The following is an 18,612-nucleotide window of genomic DNA, read 5'->3' as shown; positions in this document are numbered from 1 at the left end:
CTGGTGGCGGTGCGGGGGACTTCAGAGTACGAAGCCGGCCGGGAACGGGTCGGTCGGGTCCAGCAGGTACTGCGCGGTGCCGGTGATCCAGGCCCGGCCGGTGAAGGTGGGCAGGACGGCGGGGATCCCGGCCACCTGGGTGGTGCCGATGAGCCGGCCGGTGAACCTGGTGCCGATGAAGGACTCGTTCACGAACTCGGTGTCCAGGGGGAGTTCGCCGCGCGCGTGCAGCTGGGCCATGCGCGCGCTGGTGCCGGTGCCGCAGGGGGAACGGTCGAACCAGCCCGGGTGGATGGCCATCGCGTGCCGGGAGCGGCGGGCCGTGGCCCCGGGGGCGGTCAGATGGACGTGGTGGCAGCCGCGGATCGTCGGGTCCTCGGGGTGCACCGGCTCCGCCTCGGCGTTGATCGCCGCCATCAGCGACAGCCCGGCGGCCAGGATGTCGTCCTTGCGGGACCGGTCGAAGGGCAGGCCGAACTCGTCCAGCGGGAGGATGGCGTAGAAGTTCCCGCCGTAGGCGAGGTCGTAGGTCACCGTCCGCCCGTCCGGGAGGGTGATCCTGCGGTCGAGTCCGACGGCGAAGGACGGCACGTTGCTGAGGGTGACGTGCGTCGCGGCGCCGTCCGTCACCGCCACCTCCGCGACGACGAGACCGGCCGGGGTGTCGAGCCGGATGGTGGTGACCGGCTCGACCACCTCCACCATCCCGGTCTCCACGAGCACGGTCGCCACCCCGATCGTGCCGTGCCCGCACATCGGCAGGTAGCCGGAGACCTCGATGTAGAGCACGCCCCAGTCGCAGTCCGGCCGGGTGGGCGGCTGCAGGATCGCCCCGCTCATCGCAGAGTGCCCGCGCGGCTCGTTCATCAGCAACTGCTTGACGTCGTCGCGGTGTTCCCGGAAGTACAGCCGCCGCTCGTTCATGGTCGCGCCGGGAACGGTCCCGATCCCGCCGGTGATCACGCGGGTGGGCATGCCCTCGGTGTGCGAGTCGACGGCGTGCAGGACGAGTGTGCTGCGCATGACGCTCCTGGTGGTCGCTGCGGACGCTACGGGCCGTTTCGAGGGGGTCAGGACAGGCCGGCCGCCACGGCCTTCTCGGTGGCCGCGCGCACGGCGGCCTCCTGCTCGGGCAGCAGCGGCACGCGCGGCGGGCGGCAGGCACCGCCGTGGCGGCCGACGATGTCCATCGACACCTTGATGGCCTGCACGAACTCGACCCGGGAATCCCAGCGCAACAGCGGATGCAGCTGCCCGTACAGCCGCTTGGCCGTGTCCAGGTCCCCGCCCACGGCCGCCCGGTACAGCTCGACCGTCGCCGCCGGCAGCGCGTTGGGGTAGCCGGCCACCCAGCCCTTGGCCCCCGCGACCGCCAGCTCCAGCAGGACGTCGTCGGCGCCGACCAGCAGGTCCAGTTCCGGGGCGAGTTCGGCGAGCCGCCAGGCGCGCCTGACGTCACCGGAGAACTCCTTGACGGCGTGGATGTACCCCTCGCCGTGCAACGTGGCGAGGAGCTCCGGGACGAGGTCGACCTTGGTGTCGACGGGGTTGTTGTACGCCACGACCGGCAGGCCGGCCTGCGCGACCTCCGCGTAGTGCGCGAGGACCGAACGCTCGTCGGCCCGGTAGGCGTTGGGCGGCAGCAGCATCACGGCGTGGCAGCCGGCGTCCCGGGCCTGCTCCGCCCAGCGCCGGGCCTCGGCGGAGCCGTAGGCGGCGACCCCGGGCACGACCCGCGCCCCGCCGACCGCGGCCACGGCGGTCGCCACGACCTGCGCGCGCTCCTCGGGGGTCAGCACCTGGTACTCGCCGAGCGAGCCGTTCGGCACGACACCGTCGCAGCCGTTGCCGACCAGCCAGGCGCAGTGCTCGGCGTACCGGTCGTGGTCGACGGAGAGGTCGTCGCGGAAGGGGAGGGCGGTGGCGACGAGGACGCCGCGCCAGGGGCGGGTCCGCGGGGCGGGGGTCATCGGGCTCCTCGGGTGGCAGGGGACTGGTGACGTCACTTCATGTCGTGCTGGTCGGTGATCTGTTCGCCGTGTCGCTCGTAGGCTCGTTCGTCGTGCTGTTCGTCGTCCTGACCGGCTCGCGCGAGCACGCCGAGCGGCACCGGCCGGGCGAACGGTCCGCGGGACGCCGTCTGCGGGCAGCGGGCGAGCCCGGCGACCGCCGTCCCGCACATGCGGCCCTGGCACCAGCCCATCCCGGCCCGCGTGAGCAGCTTGACGGTCCGTACGTCCCCCGCGCCCAGCTCCGTCACGGCCCGCCGGACCGCGCCGCCGGTGACCTCCTCGCAACGGCACACCACCGTGTCGTCCGTGACCAGTTCGGCCCAGTGCGCGGGCGGTGCGCAGACCTCGTCCAGCGCCGCCGTGAACCTGCGCAGTCCCGCCCTGCTCCGGGCGGCCCCGGACCAGCCGCGGGGGTCGGGCACCGCACCCGACAGCCGTGCGGCGGCCGACCGCCCCGCGATGTGGCCCTCGGCGAGGGCGAGGGCCGCGCCGCCGATGCCGGTCGCCTCACCCGCCGCCCACACCCCCGGCACGTCGGTGCGCTGTTCGTCGTCCACGTGCACGGCGACGCCGTCGACGCGGCAGCCGAGGCCCTGGGCCAGGTCGGTGCCCGGCAGCATGCCGTGCCCGACGGCCAGGGTGTCGCAGTCGACGCGCCGCCGGGTGCCCGGCCGTACCCGGCCCCCGGCGTCCAGCGCCGCGACGGTCACGGCGGTCAGCCGCTCGTCCCCGTGCGCCTCGACCACGGTGGCGCGGACCAGGACACGGACCCGGTGCCGCAGCAACCCGGCCGCGTACCCGGCGGCTTCGACGAGTTTCGCCGGCTGGGCGGTCAGGACCGCGGGCCGTCGCAGCACGGCCCGCGGGTCCGCGGACTCCACCAGCGCCGCCACCCGGGCGCCGGCCGCCGCGAGTCCGGTCGCGACGGGCAGCAGCAGCGGCCCGGTGCCGGCGACGACGACGGTACGGCCGGGCAGCACCAGGCCGCCCTTGAGCATGGCCTGCGCGCCGCCGGCCGTGACGACCCCGGGGAGCGTCCAGCCGGGGAAGGGCAGCACCTGCTCGTGGCCGCCGGTGGCGAGCAGTACCGCGTCGGCGCCCACCTCGACGGCCCGCTCCTGGGCCGGGCCGAGGAGCGCGTGAACCGTGAAGCCCCGCTGCCGCCGCTCCACGAACCACACGTGGTGCTCCCGGAGATGGGTCACGTGTCCGGCCGCGAGGTACCGGTCGAGCCCCTCGCGAAGGCGCCGCCATGCGCGCCACCGGTGGTGCAGCGCCTGCGGACGGCGCGCCCCGAGCCCGGCGGCGGGCTGCCGATGGAACTGGCCGCCCGGCTCGTCTGCCGCGTCGACCAGGGTGACGCGCAGACCGTGCCGCGCGGCGGCCAGGGTGGCGGCGAGCCCGGCCGGGCCCGCCCCGATCACGGCGAGGTGCCGGCGCTCAGTCATCGTGCCCGGTGCCCTGCTGGGTGCGGATCACATCGCCCGGACGCAACGGCACCAGACAAGCGCGCCGGTTGGGGCGGTCGTTGACGACGACCAGGCAGTCGAAGCAGACCCCGATCCCGCAGAAGACGCCCCGTGGCCGGCCCGCGCCGCGGGTGGACCGCCAGGACCTGACCCCCGACGCCCAGAGTGCCGCCGCGACCGTCTGGCCGGGCAGCGCCTCGATCTCCCGGCCGTCGAAGGTGACGGTGAAGGCGGGACCCGGCCGGGCCCGTACCAGCTTCAGGGGGTTCACGCGGCCTCCTCGGCGAAACGCTCGGGACGGAACGGGGTCAGGTCCAGCGCGGGAGACGTGCCGCTCAGGACCTGGGCGAGCACCTGCCCGGTGCCGGTGGCGAGTCCGATGCCGGCGCCCTCGTGTCCGCAGGCGTGGAAGAGGCCGGGGGCACGGGGGTCCGGGCCGATGGCGGGGAGATGGTCCGGCAGGTACGGGCGGAATCCCAGGTAGCCGCGCACGGCCCGGACGTCCGACAGGAAGGGGAACAGCCGGGTGGCGCCCGCCGCCAGCGCCCGGAGCACGGGAAGGGCGAACGACCGGTCGAAGCCGACGCGTTCGCGGCTCGCGCCGATCAGGACCGGCCCGGCCGCGGTGCCCTCGACGACCGGCGAGGTGTGCAGGCCCGCCGAGCCGCTGGCCACGTCGGCCACGTAGGCGGCGGCGTACACCTTGTGCCGCACCCGGCGCGGCAGCGGCTCGGTGACCAGCACGAAACCGCGTCGGGGCAGGACGGGCAGGTGGACACCGGCGAGCGCGGCCAGTTCGCCGCCCCAGGTCCCGGCCGCGTTCACCACGGCCGGGGCGTGCAGGTCGCCGCGGTCGGTGCGGACGCCGCGCACGGTGCCGTCGGCGCCGCGCAGCACCCCGGTCACGGTCCGGCCGGCCGCCAGCCGGGCGCCCGAGGCCCGCAGCAGGTGGGCGGCGGCCAGCGCCGGCATCACCTGGGCGTCCTGCGGGTAGTGGACCGCGCCCGCCAGGCCGGGTGCCAGGTACGGTTCCAGGTCGTGCAGCCGGTCCGCGCCGACGGTCTCGGCCCGTACCCCGGCGGCCCGTTGCCCGGCCGCGAGCCGCTCCAGCGCGGTCAGTTCCGCGGGCGACGCGGCGACGACCACCCCGCCCTTGGCCTCGTACTCGATCCGGTCGCCCGGCCCGGCGGCCAGGTCGGCCCACAACCGACCGGACAGCAGGGCGAGTTCGAGCTCGGGCCCCGGTTCCTTGTCGGAGACGAGCAGATTGCCCTCACCGGCACCCGTCGTGCCGCCGGCCACCGGGCCGCGGTCCACCACGACCACGTCGAGCCCCGCCCGGGACGCGTACAGCGCGCACGCCGCGCCCACCATGCCGGCCCCGACGACCACGACATCGCAGGTCAGTCGCATGCTCACGACAGTAATATGTCACATGGCACTGTCTGGGGGAACACCCCGACCCCGGGTCACCGCACGGCTGGGCCCCTGAATGGCGCTCCCCCGAAGGACGCTCCCCCGAATGGCGCTCTCCGCTTGACAGGACGACGATGGAGTGGTGGGGCCATGGCCTCCGGGCGGCGGAGACCGGCCCCGGCCGTGGTGAGCGGCCGGAAGGGAGGACACCGGCATGCTGGAGATCAAGACGGTCGACAAGCCGGACGAGCGGCGTGACTTCCCCCGCGGCCACCTCGAAGCCGTGCACATGACCGGCCTGGACTTCGCCGTCGCCACCTTCGAGCCGGGCTGGCGCTGGACGGAGTCGGTGGGACCGCTCGCGGGAACCGGGACCTGCATGGTCCACCACAACGGATACGTGGTGCAGGGCCGGATGCACCTGGTCATGGACGACGGCGGCGAGGGCGAGATCGGCCCCGGCGACGTCTTCGTCTGCCCGCCGGGGCACGAGGCCTGGGTCGTGGGCGACGAACAGGTCATCCTCTACGACTTCGCCGGCGGTATGGCGACCGACTACGCGAAGGCGAAGGAGGGCTGAGAGCCGGCGAACGGGTGCCGTCACCCCCTGGGGCGACGGCACCCTTGTCCTGTCCGCACCCTTGTCCTGTCCGCTACACCGGCAGCAGCCGCCCGATCAGCCCGCTGAGCTGGCGGGCCGTGCGGCACTCGTGCATCTCCACCAGCGCCGCGTACTCGGGCGCCGCCGAGTCACCGGTGCCCCACAGCGAGCGCTGCTCCGGGTTCAGCCAGTAGACGCGCCGTGCCTGCCGGGCGATCTCGCGGACGGCGCCCAGGTTGGGGTCGAGGTTGTTGGTGCGCGCGTCCCCCAGCACGAACACGGTGGTGCGCGGCCCCACCGCGGCGCCGTACCGCTCCGCGAACTCGCCCAGCGCCATGCCGTAGTCGCTGCTGCCGTGCCAGCCGGTGAGCGTCGCCTCGGCGCGGATCCGGGCGCCGAGCCCCTCCGGGTCGGCCCGGCCGTGTTCCAGCAGCCCGGTCACCTCGTCGATCCGGTTGACGAAGGCGAACACCCGCACCTTGCTGAACTGGTCGTGCAGCGCCTGCACCAGCAGCATCGTGAAGTCGGAGAAGCCGGACACCGAGCCGGAGACGTCACACAGCAGGACCAGCTCGGGGCGGACCGGCCGGCGGCGGCGCAGCACCGGCCGCATCGGCACCCCGCCGGTGGACAGTGAGCCGCGCAGGGTGCGCCGCAGGTCGATCGTGCCCCGTGCGGCCCGGCGGCGGCGCGCGGCCAGCCGGGTCGCCAGCTTCCGCGCCAGCGGCTGGACCGCCCTGCGCAACTCGGTCAGCTGGTCCCGTCCGGCGAACAGGAAGTCCACCCGGTCGGCGCTCGGCGGCACCGCCCGCCGGGCGATCTCGTCCCGGCCGCGCCGCTCCGCCACCCGGCGCCTGGCCTCGGCCGCGACCATGCCCCGGAACGCCTCGATCCGCCGCCTGATCTCGTCGTCGAGCAGCCGGTCCGCGAACCCCGCGGCGTTCCCGTCCCGGGCCCGCACGTCCGCCCGCACCCGCGCCAGCAGCGTCTGGGGCCGCACCCGGTCCAGCGTCTGGTACGACGACCAGCCGTCCGAGCCCGGTGAACTCCCGTACCCGCCGAAGCCGTCCACGGCCCGTGCCGCCAACTGCCTGAGCCGGGCGGTGTCGTCGTCGGCGAGGGCGGCGGCGAGCCGCTCCCGCAGCTCGTCCCGGTCGGCGGCCTCGGCGCCGGGACCGCCCACCCCGCGCGGGAAATAGAGGTCGAAGACCTGGTCGAACACGGCCCGTTGCCCGGTGCCGTGCAGCAGCGTCGCGGCCAGCCCCTCGCGCAGCAGCTCCCGTTCGGCCAGGCCCAGCGCCTCGACCGCCCGCCCCGCGTCCACGGTCTCCCCGGTCCCGACCCGTACCCCGTGCGCCCGCAGCGCCCCGACCAGCCCCGTGAGCCGGTCGGCGAGGTCGGCGGCGTCGGCGGAGCCGGCCCGGGCGTCCGCCCCCGCGCTCACAACGCGTCCAGGTCCAGTTTGGCGGCGGCCTTCTGGATGTCGTCCTGGTGCTTGAGGATCACGCCGAGGGAGTCCCGTACGACCTGCTCGTCCAGCGTGTCGGCGCCCAGCGCCAGCAGGGTGCGCGCCCAGTCGATCGTCTCCGCTACCGACGGCACCTTGCGCAGGTCCATCGCGCGCAGTGCCCCGACCACCCGGACGACGGACTCGGTCAGCGCCGCGGACAGGCCCGGCACCTTCAGCCGCACGATCCGCCGCTCCAGTTCCTCGTCCGGGAACCCGATGTGCAGGAACAGGCAGCGGCGGCGCAGCGCCTCGGACAGCTCACGGCTGGCGTTGGAGGTGAGCACCACGAAGGGGCGGCGGGTCGCGGTGACCGTGCCCAGCTCGGGGACCGTCACCTGGAAGTCGCTGAGCACCTCCAGGAGCAGGCCCTCCACCTCGACGTCGGCCTTGTCGGTCTCGTCGATCAACAGGACCTTGGGGTCGTCGCCGCGGATCGCGGTGAGCAGCGGACGGGGGAGCAGGAACTCCTCGCTGAAGATGTCGGTGCGGGCCTCGTCCCAGCTCTCGTCCCGGCCCGCGCTGATCCGCAGCAGCTGCTTGGCGTGGTTCCACTCGTACAGCGCCCGGGACTCGTCCACGCCCTCGTAGCACTGCAACCGGACCAGGCGGGCCCCGGCGACCTCGGCGACGGCCTTCGCCAGCTCGGTCTTGCCGACCCCGGCGGGCCCCTCGACGAGCAGCGGTTTGCCCAGCCGGTCGGCCAGGAAGACGGTGGTGGCGACCGCGGGGGAGGCGAGGTAGCCGGTGTCCGCGAGGCGCGCGGAGACGTCGTCGACGGAAGTGAACAACGGGGCCTCCGACCTGGGGGCGTAATCTCTGACCCAGCTATCTAAGCGCTTGTTCAGCTCACGTGCCACCCTCCGTGACCCCGGACGGATCACCCCAACGCGCCGGGCACCTCGCCCCTCCGGTGCAATGGACGCGTGACCGCGCCCCCGAACGACTGCCTCGCGCGCAACGAGTGGATCTGCGGCGCCTACCTCTCCAGCCGCCGGCAGATCCTGCTCGACGCGGTCGGCCAGCACCTCCGGCTCACCGCCGTCTCGGTGGCCATCGGGCTCGTCATCGCCGTGCCGCTGGCCGTGCTCGCCCGCCGCTGGCGCTGGGCGTCCGCACCCGTCCTCGGGGTGACCACGGTCCTCTACACCATCCCCTCCCTGGCGATGTTCTCCCTGCTCCTGCCCCTGTACGGACTCTCGGCCACCCTCGTCGTCGCCGGTCTGGTGCTCTACTCGCTCACGCTGCTGGTCCGGAACATCCTCGCGGGCCTGCGCGCCGTCCCCGAGGAGACCCGGCAGGCCGCCCGCGGTCTCGGCTACGGCCCCGTCCGCCTCCTGCTCACCGTGGAACTGCCCCTCGCCCTGCCCGCCGCGATGGCCGGGCTGCGCATCGCCACCGTCTCCGCGGTCTCCCTGGTCACCATCGGGGCGATCGTCGGCTTCGGCGGACTCGGCAACCTGATCTACGCCGGTATGAACACCTACTTCAAGGCCCAGGTGCTCACCGCGTCCGTGCTGTGCGTGGTCATCGCCGTCCTGGCCGACCTGCTGCTGCTCGGCGTCCAGTGGCTGATCACCCCGTGGATCCGGGCGGCCCGCGGATGAGGACGCTCGCCGACGCCTGGGCCTGGCTCACCGACACCGCGCACTGGGCGGGCGCCGACGGCATCGGCAACCGGCTGCTCCAGCACCTCGTCCTGACCGTCGTCTGCCTGGTCGTCAGCTGCCTGGTCGCCCTCCCGGTCGCGCTGGTCCTCGGCCACCTCGGCAGGGGCGGCGCGCTCGCCGTCAACATCTCCAACGTCGGCCGGGCCGTCCCCACCTTCGCCGTCCTGGTCCTGCTGCTGCTCACCCCGGTCGGCCGCTGGGGCGAGGGCCCCACGGTGGTGGCGCTCGTGCTGTTCGCCGTGCCGCCCCTGCTCACCAACGCCTACGTCGGCATGCGCGAGGTGGACCGGAGCGTCGTGCGGGCCGCACGGGGGATGGGCATGACCGGGCGACAGATGCTCTTCCGGGTGGAACTGCCCCTCGCGCTCCCCATGGTCCTCACCGGCGTGCGGATCGCCGCCGTCCAGCTCGTCGCCACCGCCACCATCGCCGCGCTCGCGGGCGGCGGCGGGCTCGGCCGGATCATCACGGCCGGCTTCAACCTGGCCAGCACGCCCATGGTGGTCGCTGGGGCGATCCTGGTCGCCGCGTTCGCGCTGGTCGTCGAGGGCGTCTTCGAGGCCGCCGAACGGCTCGTCCCGGGGTGGACACGGGGCTCGCGGTGAGGTGGCGCCCGGCGGGCGCGGCCGCGCTGCTGCTCGCCCTGGCCGCCTGCACCACCGGACCGTCCCTGGAGCACCGCGGCGAGGTCACCGCACCCCCGGGCGACAGCCGGCACCTGACCATCGGCTCCGCCGGGTTCACCGAGAGCGACCTGCTCGCCCAGCTGTACGCCCAGTTGCTGGAGCAGGCCGGCTACCGCACCTCGCTCCTCACCGTCGCCAACCGGGAGATCTACGAACCGGCCCTGGAGTCCGGGCAGATCGACGTCGTCCCCGAGTACGCGGCCACCTTCGCCGACTGGCTCGACGCCAGGACCAACGGCCCCGGCGCCCCGCCCGCCGGCTCCCCGGACCTCGCCACCACGATGACGGCACTGCGCCGCCTTGCGACCCCCCGCGGCCTCACCGTCCTGGACCCGGGCCGGGCCGTCGACCAGAACGCCTTCGCGGTGACCGCCGCCTACGCCCGCCGGCACCGGCTCAGAACCCTGAGCGACCTCGGTGCCTCGGGACTGCCGGTGCGGCTCGCCGCGGGTGACGAATGCGTGCAACGGCCGTACTGCGAGCCCGGCCTGAAGAAGGTCTACGGCATCGACATCACCGCCGTCGACCCCAAGGGCGTCGGAACCACACAGGCCAAACGGGCCGTGCAGAACGGTCAGGACCAGATGGTGCTGACCACGACCACCGACGCCACCCTCGGCCAGTTCGGCCTGGTCCTCCTCGCCGACGACCGGCACCTGCAGAACGCCGACTACGTCGTCCCGGTCGTCAACCGGTCGCGGGCGGGCGGCGAACGGGTGGTCAGGGCGCTCGGCCGACTCAACGGCGTCCTGACGACCGCCGATCTGGCCGCCATGAACCAGCAGGTCGACAGCTGGCGGCGGCTCGCCTCGGACGTCGCCCGGACCTGGCTCAGGGACAAGGGCCTGGTGAAGTGAGGGCCGGGGCCGTTGTCAGTGGCGGGCGGTACGTTGCGGGCATGGGGATCTATCTGGTGAGCATCGGTGCGGAGGACTGGTTCGGCGGCGCCGACGGCGACGAGGACGACGAGGGCGGCCACGGTGCCCTCGCCGCGGCCCTCGACGCGGAGTTGCGGCGCCGCGGTATCGCGCCGTACACGTCGGTGCCCGAGCAGGTCGCCTTCGTCCGGGGCTCCGGGCAGTCGTTCGAGGAGAAGCTGGTGCCGCCCATGGACGGGTTCGCGGAGCTGTGCCGTGTGCACCTGTCGGAGCCGGCGGCGGGGCTGCTGCTGAGCTGGTCGGTGCTGGTGCCGTTCGCCCTCGACGAGGAGATCCAGCTGCCCGTGGAGAACGCCTACGCCGACGAGACGACGGTCGCCGGCGCACCCCAGGTGCTCGCGCTCGCCGAGCGGCTGGCCGCGGCGATCCGCCTTCCCGTCGACGTGATACCCGAGGCCTGCGACAACCTCGACCTGACCATGTGGTTCCTGGACGGCGCGGCCCGGAAGGCGGCCACCACCCGTCCCGGGCCGTGGGCCGAGGACCTGGACACCGCCTTCTACGTCGCGCTGTACCTGCGGGCCGCCCAGCACTCCGTGCGCCGCGGCTGCCCGATGACGTACTGCTGACTCCTGTCCGCCGCCGGTCAGGCGTCGGACACCGAGTCGAACGGCACCTGGCCCCGCGGGATCCCGCGCGCGTCCGCGTCCACCGAGCGGCGCAGCGCCTCGTGCAGCCCGGCCGGGGTCAGCACCCCGAGGAAGCGCGAGCCGTCCAGCACCGCGACCCATCCGGCGTCGTACTGGAGCATCACCCCGAACGCCTGCTTCAGCGGGGCGCCCACCGGTACCCAGGCGGTCATCCGGTGGACGCGCTCGCCGACCCGCCCGTCCGCCGCCAACTCGTCCAGACCCACCCAGCCGTGCAGGTCGCCCCGCGCGTCGAGGACCACGGCCCACCGGGCACCCTCGGCCCGCATGCGTGCGACGGCACCCTCGGCCGGCTCGTCCAGCCGCACGACCGGCGGCTGCTCCAGGTCGTCCGCCTCGACGTCGGTGACGGAGAGCCGTTTCAGCCCCCGGTCGGCGCCCACGAACCCGGCGACGTACGCGGTGGCGGGCGTACCCAGCACCGCGCCGGGCGTGTCGAACTGCTCGATGCGCCCCTGCCCGTACACCGCGATCCGGTCGCCGAGCCGGACCGCCTCCTCGATGTCGTGCGTGACCAGCAGCACGGTCTTGCGCACGGCGGCCTGCATCCTCAGGAACTCGTCCTGCAACTGCTCCCGCACCACCGGGTCGACGGCGCCGAACGGCTCGTCCATCAGCAGCACCGGCGGGTCGGCGGCCAGCGCCCGCGCCACGCCGACCCGCTGCCGCTGACCGCCGGAGAGCTGGTCCGGATAGCGCGGCCCGTAGGTGCCGGGGTCCAGACCCACCAGCTCCAGCAACTCCGCGGCGCGCGCCCGGGCCTTCGCCCGCTTCCAGCCGAGCAGAGCCGGGACGGTCGCGGTGTTGTCGAGGACCGTGCGGTGCGGGAACAGGCCCACCTGCTGGATGACGTAGCCGATCCGGCGCCGCAGTCGCACCGGATCGGCCTCGGCGACGTCCCGGCCGTCGACGAGGATCCGGCCCGACGTCGGTTCGATGAGCCGGTTGACCATCATCATGGTCGTGGTCTTGCCGCAGCCGGACGGGCCGACCAGCGTCACCAGCTCGCCCTCGGCCACCTCGAAGGAGAGGCCGTCCACGGCGGTCGTGCCGTCCGGATACCGCTTGGTGACCTGCTCGAACCGGATCATTCCCTCACGTTAGCCGCGACCCGTCCGGGCCGCGCGCGCCCGTCCCCTGACCGGGCTCGGCACTCGGCCGGCCGTCGGTGACCAGCACCACCTCCAGAGTGCGGGGGCCGTGCACACCCTCGACCCGGTCCAGCTCGATGTCGCTGGTCGCCGACGGGCCGGAGATCCAGGTCAGCGGGCGGGTGGGGTCGAGGCGCCCGAGTGCCTGCGGCACCGAGGAGACGACCTGCTCCGGGACGCGCACGACGCAGATGTGGTGGTCGGGGACGAGCGTGATCCGGCGGCGGCCCTGGTCCGGGGCGCCGTCCAGCACGAGGGTGCCGGTCTCGGCGACGGCCACGGCGCACCCGGTGACCACGCTCCCGATCCGGTCGAGCTCGTACGGGGTGCTGTCGGCGCGGTCCGTGACCTGCTCGGCGTCGGTCGCCGCGAGCCACCCCCGGTCCAGCCCCGGCGGCACCACCACCTGCGTCGAACCCCGCGCGGCCACCAGCCGCCCGAGCACGGCGGCCAGTTCGCCCCGGGCGCAGCGGTGCACCACGGCCCGGTAGTCCGCCAGGTTCTCGGCGAGCAGCTCCACCGTCTCCTCGACGCTCCGCTGACCGTGCTCGCGCAGGTACGACCGCTCGACGGGCGTGTCCTCGCCGTGCACGTCGGCGAGCGCCCGCCGTACCCGGCCCAGGATCCGTTCCCTGCTGCTCACTTGGCGTCACCCTTTCCGCCGCCGGTCCGCTGCCACCAGTCCCGGAACGGCTCCGCCGGTACGGCGGGCAGGTCCCGGGTCTCGCTCCAGGCCCGGCCGGGACCCGGCAGCGCCCGGGGATGCAGGCGGCGGCTGCGGGAGGCGAGCCGCTGCCCGGTGCGCAGCGCGGCCGGGTGCGAGAACGCCCAGCGGGCCGCCCGCATCGCCGCCCGTTCGGCCGCGTGCCCCTTGGCCGGCTTGAGCACCACCTTGTTGCCGTTCCGGACCGCCTCGCCGCCCTCGACGACCCGCTCCCGCAGGTGCACCAGCACCTCGGGGATGTCGATGGCGACCGGGCATACCTCGTAGCAGGCCCCGCACAGGGAGGAGGCGTAGGGGAGCGAGGCGTCGATCTCGCTGGCGGTGCCCCGCAGTTGGGGGCTGAGGATGGCGCCGATCGGGCCCGGGTAGACGGAGCCGTAGGCGTGGCCGCCGGCCCGTTCGTACACCGGGCAGACGTTCAGGCAGGCCGAGCAGCGGATGCAGCGCAGGGCCTGGCGGCCGACCTCGTCGGCGAGGGTGTCGGTGCGGCCGTTGTCGAGGAGGACCAGGTGGAAGGTCCCCGGGCCGTCGCCGTCGGTGGTGCCGGTCCAGGTCGAGGTGTACGGGTTCATGCGTTCGGCGGTCGAGGAGCGGGGCAGGGTCTGGAGGAAGACCTCCAGGTCCTGCCAGGTCGGCACGATCTTCTCGATGCCGACGACGGAGATCAGGGTCTCGGGGAGGGTCAGGCACATCCGCCCGTTGCCCTCGGACTCGACCACGACCATGGTGCCGGTCTCGGCGACCATGAAGTTGGCGCCCGAGACGCCGACCTTGGCGCGCAGGAACTTCTCCCGCAGGTGCAGTCGGGCCGCCTCGGCGAGCTCTGCGGGGGTGTCGCTCAGGCCTTCCGGCGCCGGGCGTCCCCAGGCGCCCATCTCGCGGCGGAAGATGTCGCGGATCTCGCCGCGGTTGCGATGGATCGCCGGGACCAGGATGTGCGAGGGGCGGTCCTTGCCCAACTGGACGATCAGCTCGGCCAGATCGGTCTCGTAGGCCCGGATGCCCTCGGCCTCCAGCGCCTCGTTGAGCCCGATCTCCTGGGTGGCCATCGACTTGACCTTCACGACCTCCGTCTCGCCGGTGGCCCTGACCAGGTCGGCGACGATCCGGTTGGCCTCGTCGGCGTCCGCGGCCCAGTGGACCGTGCCGCCCGCGGCCGTCACCGACTCCTCCAACTGGACCAGGTAGCGGTCGAGATGGCGGAGCGTGTGGTCCTTGATCCGTTTGCCCGCCTCGCGCAGCTCCGCCCAGTCGGACACCTCGGCGACGGCCCTGGCCCGCTTGGCGCGGATGGTGTGTGTGGCATGGCGCAGATTGCCGCGCAGGGTCGGGTTGCCGACGGCCTCGTGCGCGGCCTTCGGAAAGGCGGGCATGCCGACGAATGTTCCGCTCATGCGGCCGGTTCCTCCTCGGTGCTCGCCAGGATCTCCGCGATGTGCACGGGCCGCATCCCGGTGCCGAGTCGGGTCATGGTGCCGCCGATGTGCATCAGGCAGGAGTTGTCGGCCGCGCACAGCACCTCGGCACCGGTGGACTCGGCGTTGCGCACCTTGTCGGTGCCCATCGCCGCCGACACGCCGGAGTTCTTCAGCGCGAACGTGCCGCCGAAACCGCAGCACTCCTCCGCGCCGGGCAGCTCCACCAACTCCAGGCCCCGCACGGCGTGCAGCAGCCGGCGCGGCCGGTCGCCGAGCCCCAGCCCGCGCAGCCCGTGGCAGGTCGGGTGGTACGTGACCCGGTGCGGGTAGGAGGCCCCCACGTCCGTCACCCCCAGCACGTCCACCAGGAACTCCGTCAGCTCGTACGTCTTCGGCACCACCGGCGCCAGCGCCGCCGCGAGGCCGCCGCCGCGTCCCTCCGCCCGCGCCCGCTCGCCCATCCGTGGATACAGCTCCCGCACCATCGCCCCGCAGGACCCGGACGGGGTCACGATCGCCTCGTACTCCCCGAAGACATCGGAGAAATGCCGGGCCAGTGGCTCCGCCTCATGGCGGTAGCCGGTGTTGTAGTGGGCCTGCCCGCAGCACGTCTGCGCCATCGGGAAGTCGACCTCGACGCCCAGCCTGGTCAGGAGTTTCACCACGGCGCGACCGGTGTCCGGATACAGCGTGTCGTTGACACAGGTCAGGAACAGGGCGACACGCATCGCGGCTCCTAGAGGTCGATCATCGGATGAGTGCAGAGTAGTAGGCCGGTCCGTGCGGCGGGAGACCCCGGTCACCCCGTGGCGAGTCGGGCCTCGGCCGCCGCCCACCGCGCGGTGTCGCCGCGGGGCGTGTACCGGGTCAGAGGCTGGGTGCGGGTGAGCAGCCCCCGCAGATCGGCGAGATCGCCCACGAGGCCGTGGGCACGGGCCTGTACCAGCACGTTCCCCAGGGCCGCCGCCTCCGTCGGGCCCGCCACCACCGGCATCCCGCAGGCGTCGGCGGTCAGCTGGCACAGCAGTGCGTTGCGGGTGCCACCGCCGACGACGTACACCGTGTCCACCGGGTGGTCGGCGAGCCGCTGGGCGTCCGCGACGGCCCGCCGGTGGGCGAGCGCGAGGGAGTCGAGGATGCACCGGGTGATCTCGCCCGGCGTCCCGGGCACCGGCTGCCCCGACGCCCGGCACGCCTCGGCGATCCGCTCCGGCATCCGGCCCGGCGCCAGGAACGCGGCGTCCTGCGCGTCCACCACCGACCGCAGGGCCTCCGCGGTGGCCGCCGCCCGCAGCAGGCCGCCCAGGTCCGGGTCGCCCCAGGCCCGTACGCACTCCTGGAGCAGCCACAGGCCCATGATGTTGCGCAGGTAGCGGACCGTGCCGTCGAGCCCCAGCTCGTTGGTGAAGTTGGCGGCCCGGCTCTCCTCGGTCCGTACCGGGGCGCCGAGTTCGAGCCCGGCCAGCGACCAGGTACCGGTGCAGATGTAGGCGAACCGTTCACCGGTCGCCGGTACGGCGGCCACCGCGGAGGCGGTGTCGTGCGAGCCGACCGTGGTCACCGGCACCGGTCCCGTCAGTCCGGCCTCCTCCAGCACCTCGGGCCGCAGCAGCCCGGCCGGGTCCCCGGGCCGCCGCAGCGGTGCGAACAGCCCGAGGTCGATCCCCAGCCGGTCCGCGACCTCGTACGACCAGTCGCGGGTGCGGGGGTCGATCAGCTGGGTGGTGGAGGCGTTGGTCAGCTCGGTGCCCTGCTCACCGGTCAGCCAGTACGACAGCAGATCGGGGATCAGCAGCAGCCGCTCGGCGTGCCGGAACTGGGCGGTCGAACGCGCCGCCACCAGCTGGTAGAGGGTGTTGAAGGGCGCGTACTGGAGCCCGGTGCGGCCGTACAGCTCCGCCGCCGGCAGGGTCGCCCACACCTTCTCGGCGACCCCCTCGGTGCGGGCGTCCCGGTAGTGCACCGGGTTCCCGAGCAGTGCCCCGTCGGCGTCCAGCAGGCCGTAGTCCACGGCCCAGCTGTCCAGGCCGACGGAATCGACCTGACCGGCCGCCCGGAGCCCCTCGAGCACCCCCGCGTACAGGGCGAGCACGTCCCACCGCAGCCCTTCGGGCACCCGCACCGGCCGGTTGGCGAACCGGTGCGCCTCGACCAGCTCCAGCGAGTCCGGGCCCACCCGGCCGACCATGACCCGTCCGCTGGACGCGCCCAGGTCGACCGCGGCGTAGGACCTCGGGCCGCTCATCGCAGGAACGCGGCCGCCACACCCGCGTCGACGGGGACGTGCAGTCCGGTCGTGTGGGTGAGCTCCCCGCCCGTCAGCGCGAACACGGCGTTGGCCACGTGCTCGGGCAGCACCTCACGCTTGAGGATGGTCCGCTGCGCGTAGAACTCGCCCAGCTTCGACTCCTCCACCCCGTACACCGCGGCCCGCTGGGCGCCCCATCCGCCGGCGAAGATCCCGGACCCGCGCACCACACCGTCCGGGTTGACCCCGTTGACGCGGATGCCGTGCTCACCCAGCTCGGCGGCCAGCAACCGCACCTGGTGGGCCTGATCCGCCTTGGTCGCCGAATAGGCGATGTTGTTGGGCCCGGCGAACACGGCGTTCTTCGAGGCGATGTAGACGATGTCGCCGCCCATGCCCTGCGCGGTCATCACCCGGGCCGCCTCCCGCGACACCAGGAAGGACCCACGGGCCATGATGTCGTGCTGGAGGTCCCAGTCCTTCGCCGAGGTCTCCAGGAGCGGCTTGGAGATGGAGATGCCGGCGTTGTTGACGACCAGGTCGACGCCGCCGAAGGCGAGCACCGCTGCCCGGAACGCGGCGGTGATCTGCTCCTCGGAGGTCACGTCGACGGTCACGGCGACCGCCCTGTCCGGCCCGCCGAGTTCCGCGGCGACCGCACCGGCGGCGTCCGCGTTCAGATCGGCGACGACCACGCAGGCCCCCTCCGCCACCAGCCGCTCGGCGACGGCCCGGCCGATCCCGCTGCCGGCCCCGGTCACCAGCGCCACCCGGGTCGCCAGCGCCTTCGGCCTGGGCATCCGCTGGAGCTTGGCCTCCTCAAGGGCCCAGTACTCGATCCGGAACTTCTCCGACTCCTCGATCGGCGCGTACCTGGAGACGGCTTCGGCCCCGCGCATCACGTTGATCGCGTTGACGTAGAACTCGCCCGCGACCCGGGCGGTCTGCTTGTCCTTGCCGAAGGAGAACATGCCGACGCCGGGCACCAGCACGATCGCCGGGTCGGCGCCGCGCATGGCGGGGGAGTCGGGCAGGGCGTGCCGCTCGTAGTAGGCGGCGTACTCCTCGCGGTAGGCGGCGTGCAGTTCCGTCAGCCGGGCGACCGCCTCGTCCACCGGGACGTCCGGCGGGAGGTCGAGCAGGAGCGGCCGTACCTTCGTGCGCAGGAAGTGGTCGGGGCAGGAGGTGCCCAGCGCCGCGAGCCGCGGATGCTCCGCGCGGGCCAGGAAGTCGAGCACCACCTCCGCGTCGGTGAAGTGCCCGACCTGGGCCCGGTCCCGCGAGGCGAGCCCGCGGATGTGCGGTGCCAGGGCCGCGGCCCGCTCGCGCCGCTCGGCCTCGGGGAGCGCGCCGTACCCCTCGATCGCCGGGCCGAACGGCTCCGCCTTGCCGTGCTCGGCGAGGAAGGCCTCGGCGGTGCGGATGATGTACAGCGAGTTGGCCTCGCATTCCTCGGAGCTGTCGCCCCAGGCGGTGATCCCGTGGCCGCCGAGGACGCAGCCGATCGCCTGCGGGTGGGCGGCCTTGACGGCGGCGATGTCCAGGCCGAGCTGGAATCCCGGCCGCCGCCAGGGCACCCACACCACACGGTCCCCGAAGCACTCCGCGGTCAGCTTCTCCCCGTCGGCGGCACAGGCGAGCGCGATCCCGGAGTCGGGGTGCAGGTGATCGACGTGCGCGGCGTCCACCAGCCCGTGCATGGCGGTGTCGATGGAGGGCGCGGCGCCGCCCTTGCCGTGCAGGCAGTAGTCGAAGGCGGCGACCATCTCGTCCTCGCGCTCGACGCCCGGGTAGACCCCGGCGAGCGCCCGCAGCCGGTCCAGCCGCAGCACCGCCAGCCCGCCCTCGGTGAGGGTGCCGAGGTCCCCGCCGGACCCCTTCACCCACAGCAGTTCGACGTCCCCACCGGTGACGGGATCGGACGCGGTGCCCTTGGCGGACGTGTTCCCGCCGGCGTAGTTGGTGTTACGAGGATCGGCTCCGAGTCGATGGGACCGGGAGAGGAGGTCGGCGGCTTCGGGATGCGTGGTCATCGGACTTCCCAATTCATTGAAGGAGCGGGACTGCAATGAGCCCTTTTAGGGGCGCGAGGCTTTACTCGATATGCGGCTACCGCCGCGCG

18 protein-coding genes are annotated in these 18,612 nt (G+C 73.8%); 5 read left to right on the top strand and 13 right to left on the bottom strand.

Features of this window, described 5'->3' with window-relative positions; translation table 11 throughout:
* Positions 1 to 21 precede the first annotated feature (21 nt).
* Genes AB0G52_RS25965 through AB0G52_RS25945 form a run of 5 tightly spaced genes read right to left on the bottom strand, consistent with a single transcriptional unit; the run spans position 22 to position 4,900 of the window.
* The gene (locus AB0G52_RS25965) at positions 22 to 1,023 is read right to left on the bottom strand and encodes a proline racemase family protein (protein WP_132892518.1); all 1,002 of its coding nucleotides are present in this window, start codon (positions 1,021 to 1,023) and stop codon (positions 22 to 24) included.
* Between the two features lie 47 nt (positions 1,024 to 1,070).
* Complete coding sequence (locus AB0G52_RS25960; protein ID WP_132892517.1) at positions 1,071 to 1,970, bottom strand: dihydrodipicolinate synthase family protein; 900 nt, start codon at positions 1,968 to 1,970, stop codon at positions 1,071 to 1,073.
* 32 nt (positions 1,971 to 2,002) lie between these two features.
* Positions 2,003 to 3,460 carry an NAD(P)/FAD-dependent oxidoreductase gene (locus tag AB0G52_RS25955; RefSeq protein WP_361339050.1) on the bottom strand — a complete coding sequence of 486 codons (1,458 nt, stop codon included), beginning with the start codon at positions 3,458 to 3,460 and terminating at the stop codon, positions 2,003 to 2,005.
* Complete coding sequence (locus tag AB0G52_RS25950) at positions 3,453 to 3,752, bottom strand: (2Fe-2S)-binding protein (protein ID WP_132892513.1); 300 nt, start codon at positions 3,750 to 3,752, stop codon at positions 3,453 to 3,455. Before AB0G52_RS25950 ends, AB0G52_RS25955 begins: the two co-directional genes overlap by 8 nt.
* Entirely contained in the window at positions 3,749 to 4,900 is a 1,152-nt protein-coding gene (locus AB0G52_RS25945) for an FAD-binding oxidoreductase (RefSeq protein ID WP_132892511.1), read from the bottom strand. Before AB0G52_RS25945 ends, AB0G52_RS25950 begins: the two co-directional genes overlap by 4 nt.
* Before the next feature lie 211 nt (positions 4,901 to 5,111).
* Here AB0G52_RS25945 and AB0G52_RS25940 point away from each other — a divergent pair, with 211 nt between their 5' ends.
* A complete protein-coding gene (locus AB0G52_RS25940) occupies positions 5,112 to 5,477 on the top strand; it encodes a cupin domain-containing protein (protein WP_132892509.1) in 366 nt (121 codons plus the stop codon).
* 73 nt (positions 5,478 to 5,550) lie between these two features.
* On the opposite strand, the gene AB0G52_RS25935 is transcribed toward AB0G52_RS25940, so the two are convergent.
* Both AB0G52_RS25935 and AB0G52_RS25930 read right to left on the bottom strand, forming a co-directional pair.
* Positions 5,551 to 6,942 carry a VWA domain-containing protein gene (locus AB0G52_RS25935; RefSeq protein ID WP_132892507.1) on the bottom strand — a complete coding sequence of 464 codons (1,392 nt, stop codon included), beginning with the start codon at positions 6,940 to 6,942 and terminating at the stop codon, positions 5,551 to 5,553.
* On the bottom strand, positions 6,939 to 7,796 hold the full coding sequence (locus AB0G52_RS25930) for a MoxR family ATPase (RefSeq protein WP_132892505.1): 858 nt from the start codon (positions 7,794 to 7,796) through the stop codon (positions 6,939 to 6,941). The genes AB0G52_RS25935 and AB0G52_RS25930 overlap by 4 nt, the downstream gene beginning before the upstream one ends.
* Before the next feature lie 135 nt (positions 7,797 to 7,931).
* Between AB0G52_RS25930 and AB0G52_RS25925 the strand changes: the two genes are divergently transcribed.
* The 4 genes from AB0G52_RS25925 to AB0G52_RS25910 are packed head-to-tail and all read left to right on the top strand — an operon-like array spanning position 7,932 to position 10,868.
* Positions 7,932 to 8,612, top strand: a complete 681-nt coding sequence (locus AB0G52_RS25925) for an ABC transporter permease (RefSeq protein ID WP_132892504.1) — start codon at positions 7,932 to 7,934, stop codon at positions 8,610 to 8,612.
* Complete coding sequence (locus tag AB0G52_RS25920; RefSeq protein WP_132892502.1) at positions 8,609 to 9,280, top strand: ABC transporter permease; 672 nt, start codon at positions 8,609 to 8,611, stop codon at positions 9,278 to 9,280. The genes AB0G52_RS25925 and AB0G52_RS25920 overlap by 4 nt, the downstream gene beginning before the upstream one ends.
* Positions 9,277 to 10,218 (top strand): ABC transporter substrate-binding protein, encoded by a 942-nt coding sequence (locus AB0G52_RS25915; protein WP_132892500.1) that lies wholly within the window; start codon positions 9,277 to 9,279, stop codon positions 10,216 to 10,218. The genes AB0G52_RS25920 and AB0G52_RS25915 overlap by 4 nt, the downstream gene beginning before the upstream one ends.
* A gap of 41 nt (positions 10,219 to 10,259) precedes the next feature.
* A complete protein-coding gene (locus AB0G52_RS25910) occupies positions 10,260 to 10,868 on the top strand; it encodes a hypothetical protein (protein WP_361339041.1) in 609 nt (202 codons plus the stop codon).
* 17 nt (positions 10,869 to 10,885) lie between these two features.
* On the opposite strand, the gene AB0G52_RS25905 is transcribed toward AB0G52_RS25910, so the two are convergent.
* From AB0G52_RS25905 to AB0G52_RS25880, 6 genes are all read right to left on the bottom strand, one after another.
* Positions 10,886 to 12,040: a betaine/proline/choline family ABC transporter ATP-binding protein gene (locus tag AB0G52_RS25905; RefSeq protein ID WP_132892496.1), complete on the bottom strand. Its 1,155-nt coding sequence runs from the start codon at positions 12,038 to 12,040 to the stop codon at positions 10,886 to 10,888.
* A gap of 4 nt (positions 12,041 to 12,044) precedes the next feature.
* Entirely contained in the window at positions 12,045 to 12,743 is a 699-nt protein-coding gene (locus AB0G52_RS25900; RefSeq protein WP_132892494.1) for an LUD domain-containing protein, read from the bottom strand.
* Positions 12,740 to 14,218 carry a LutB/LldF family L-lactate oxidation iron-sulfur protein gene (locus AB0G52_RS25895; protein ID WP_132892493.1) on the bottom strand — a complete coding sequence of 493 codons (1,479 nt, stop codon included), beginning with the start codon at positions 14,216 to 14,218 and terminating at the stop codon, positions 12,740 to 12,742. The genes AB0G52_RS25900 and AB0G52_RS25895 overlap by 4 nt, the downstream gene beginning before the upstream one ends.
* The gene (locus tag AB0G52_RS25890) at positions 14,215 to 14,970 is read right to left on the bottom strand and encodes a (Fe-S)-binding protein (RefSeq protein WP_132892491.1); all 756 of its coding nucleotides are present in this window, start codon (positions 14,968 to 14,970) and stop codon (positions 14,215 to 14,217) included. Before AB0G52_RS25890 ends, AB0G52_RS25895 begins: the two co-directional genes overlap by 4 nt.
* 71 nt (positions 14,971 to 15,041) lie before the next feature.
* Positions 15,042 to 16,487 (bottom strand): rhamnulokinase family protein, encoded by a 1,446-nt coding sequence (locus AB0G52_RS25885; protein ID WP_132892489.1) that lies wholly within the window; start codon positions 16,485 to 16,487, stop codon positions 15,042 to 15,044.
* Positions 16,484 to 18,523 (bottom strand): bifunctional aldolase/short-chain dehydrogenase, encoded by a 2,040-nt coding sequence (locus AB0G52_RS25880; protein ID WP_361339035.1) that lies wholly within the window; start codon positions 18,521 to 18,523, stop codon positions 16,484 to 16,486. The genes AB0G52_RS25885 and AB0G52_RS25880 overlap by 4 nt, the downstream gene beginning before the upstream one ends.
* Between the last annotated feature and the right edge of the window lie 89 nt (positions 18,524 to 18,612).

It is taken from the genome of Streptomyces sp. NPDC021562 (assembly GCF_040640875.1).
Classification (GTDB): domain Bacteria; phylum Actinomycetota; class Actinomycetes; order Streptomycetales; family Streptomycetaceae; genus Streptomyces.
Note: the sequence above shows the minus strand (reverse complement) of the source record. Positions and strands in the feature narration are given on the sequence as shown.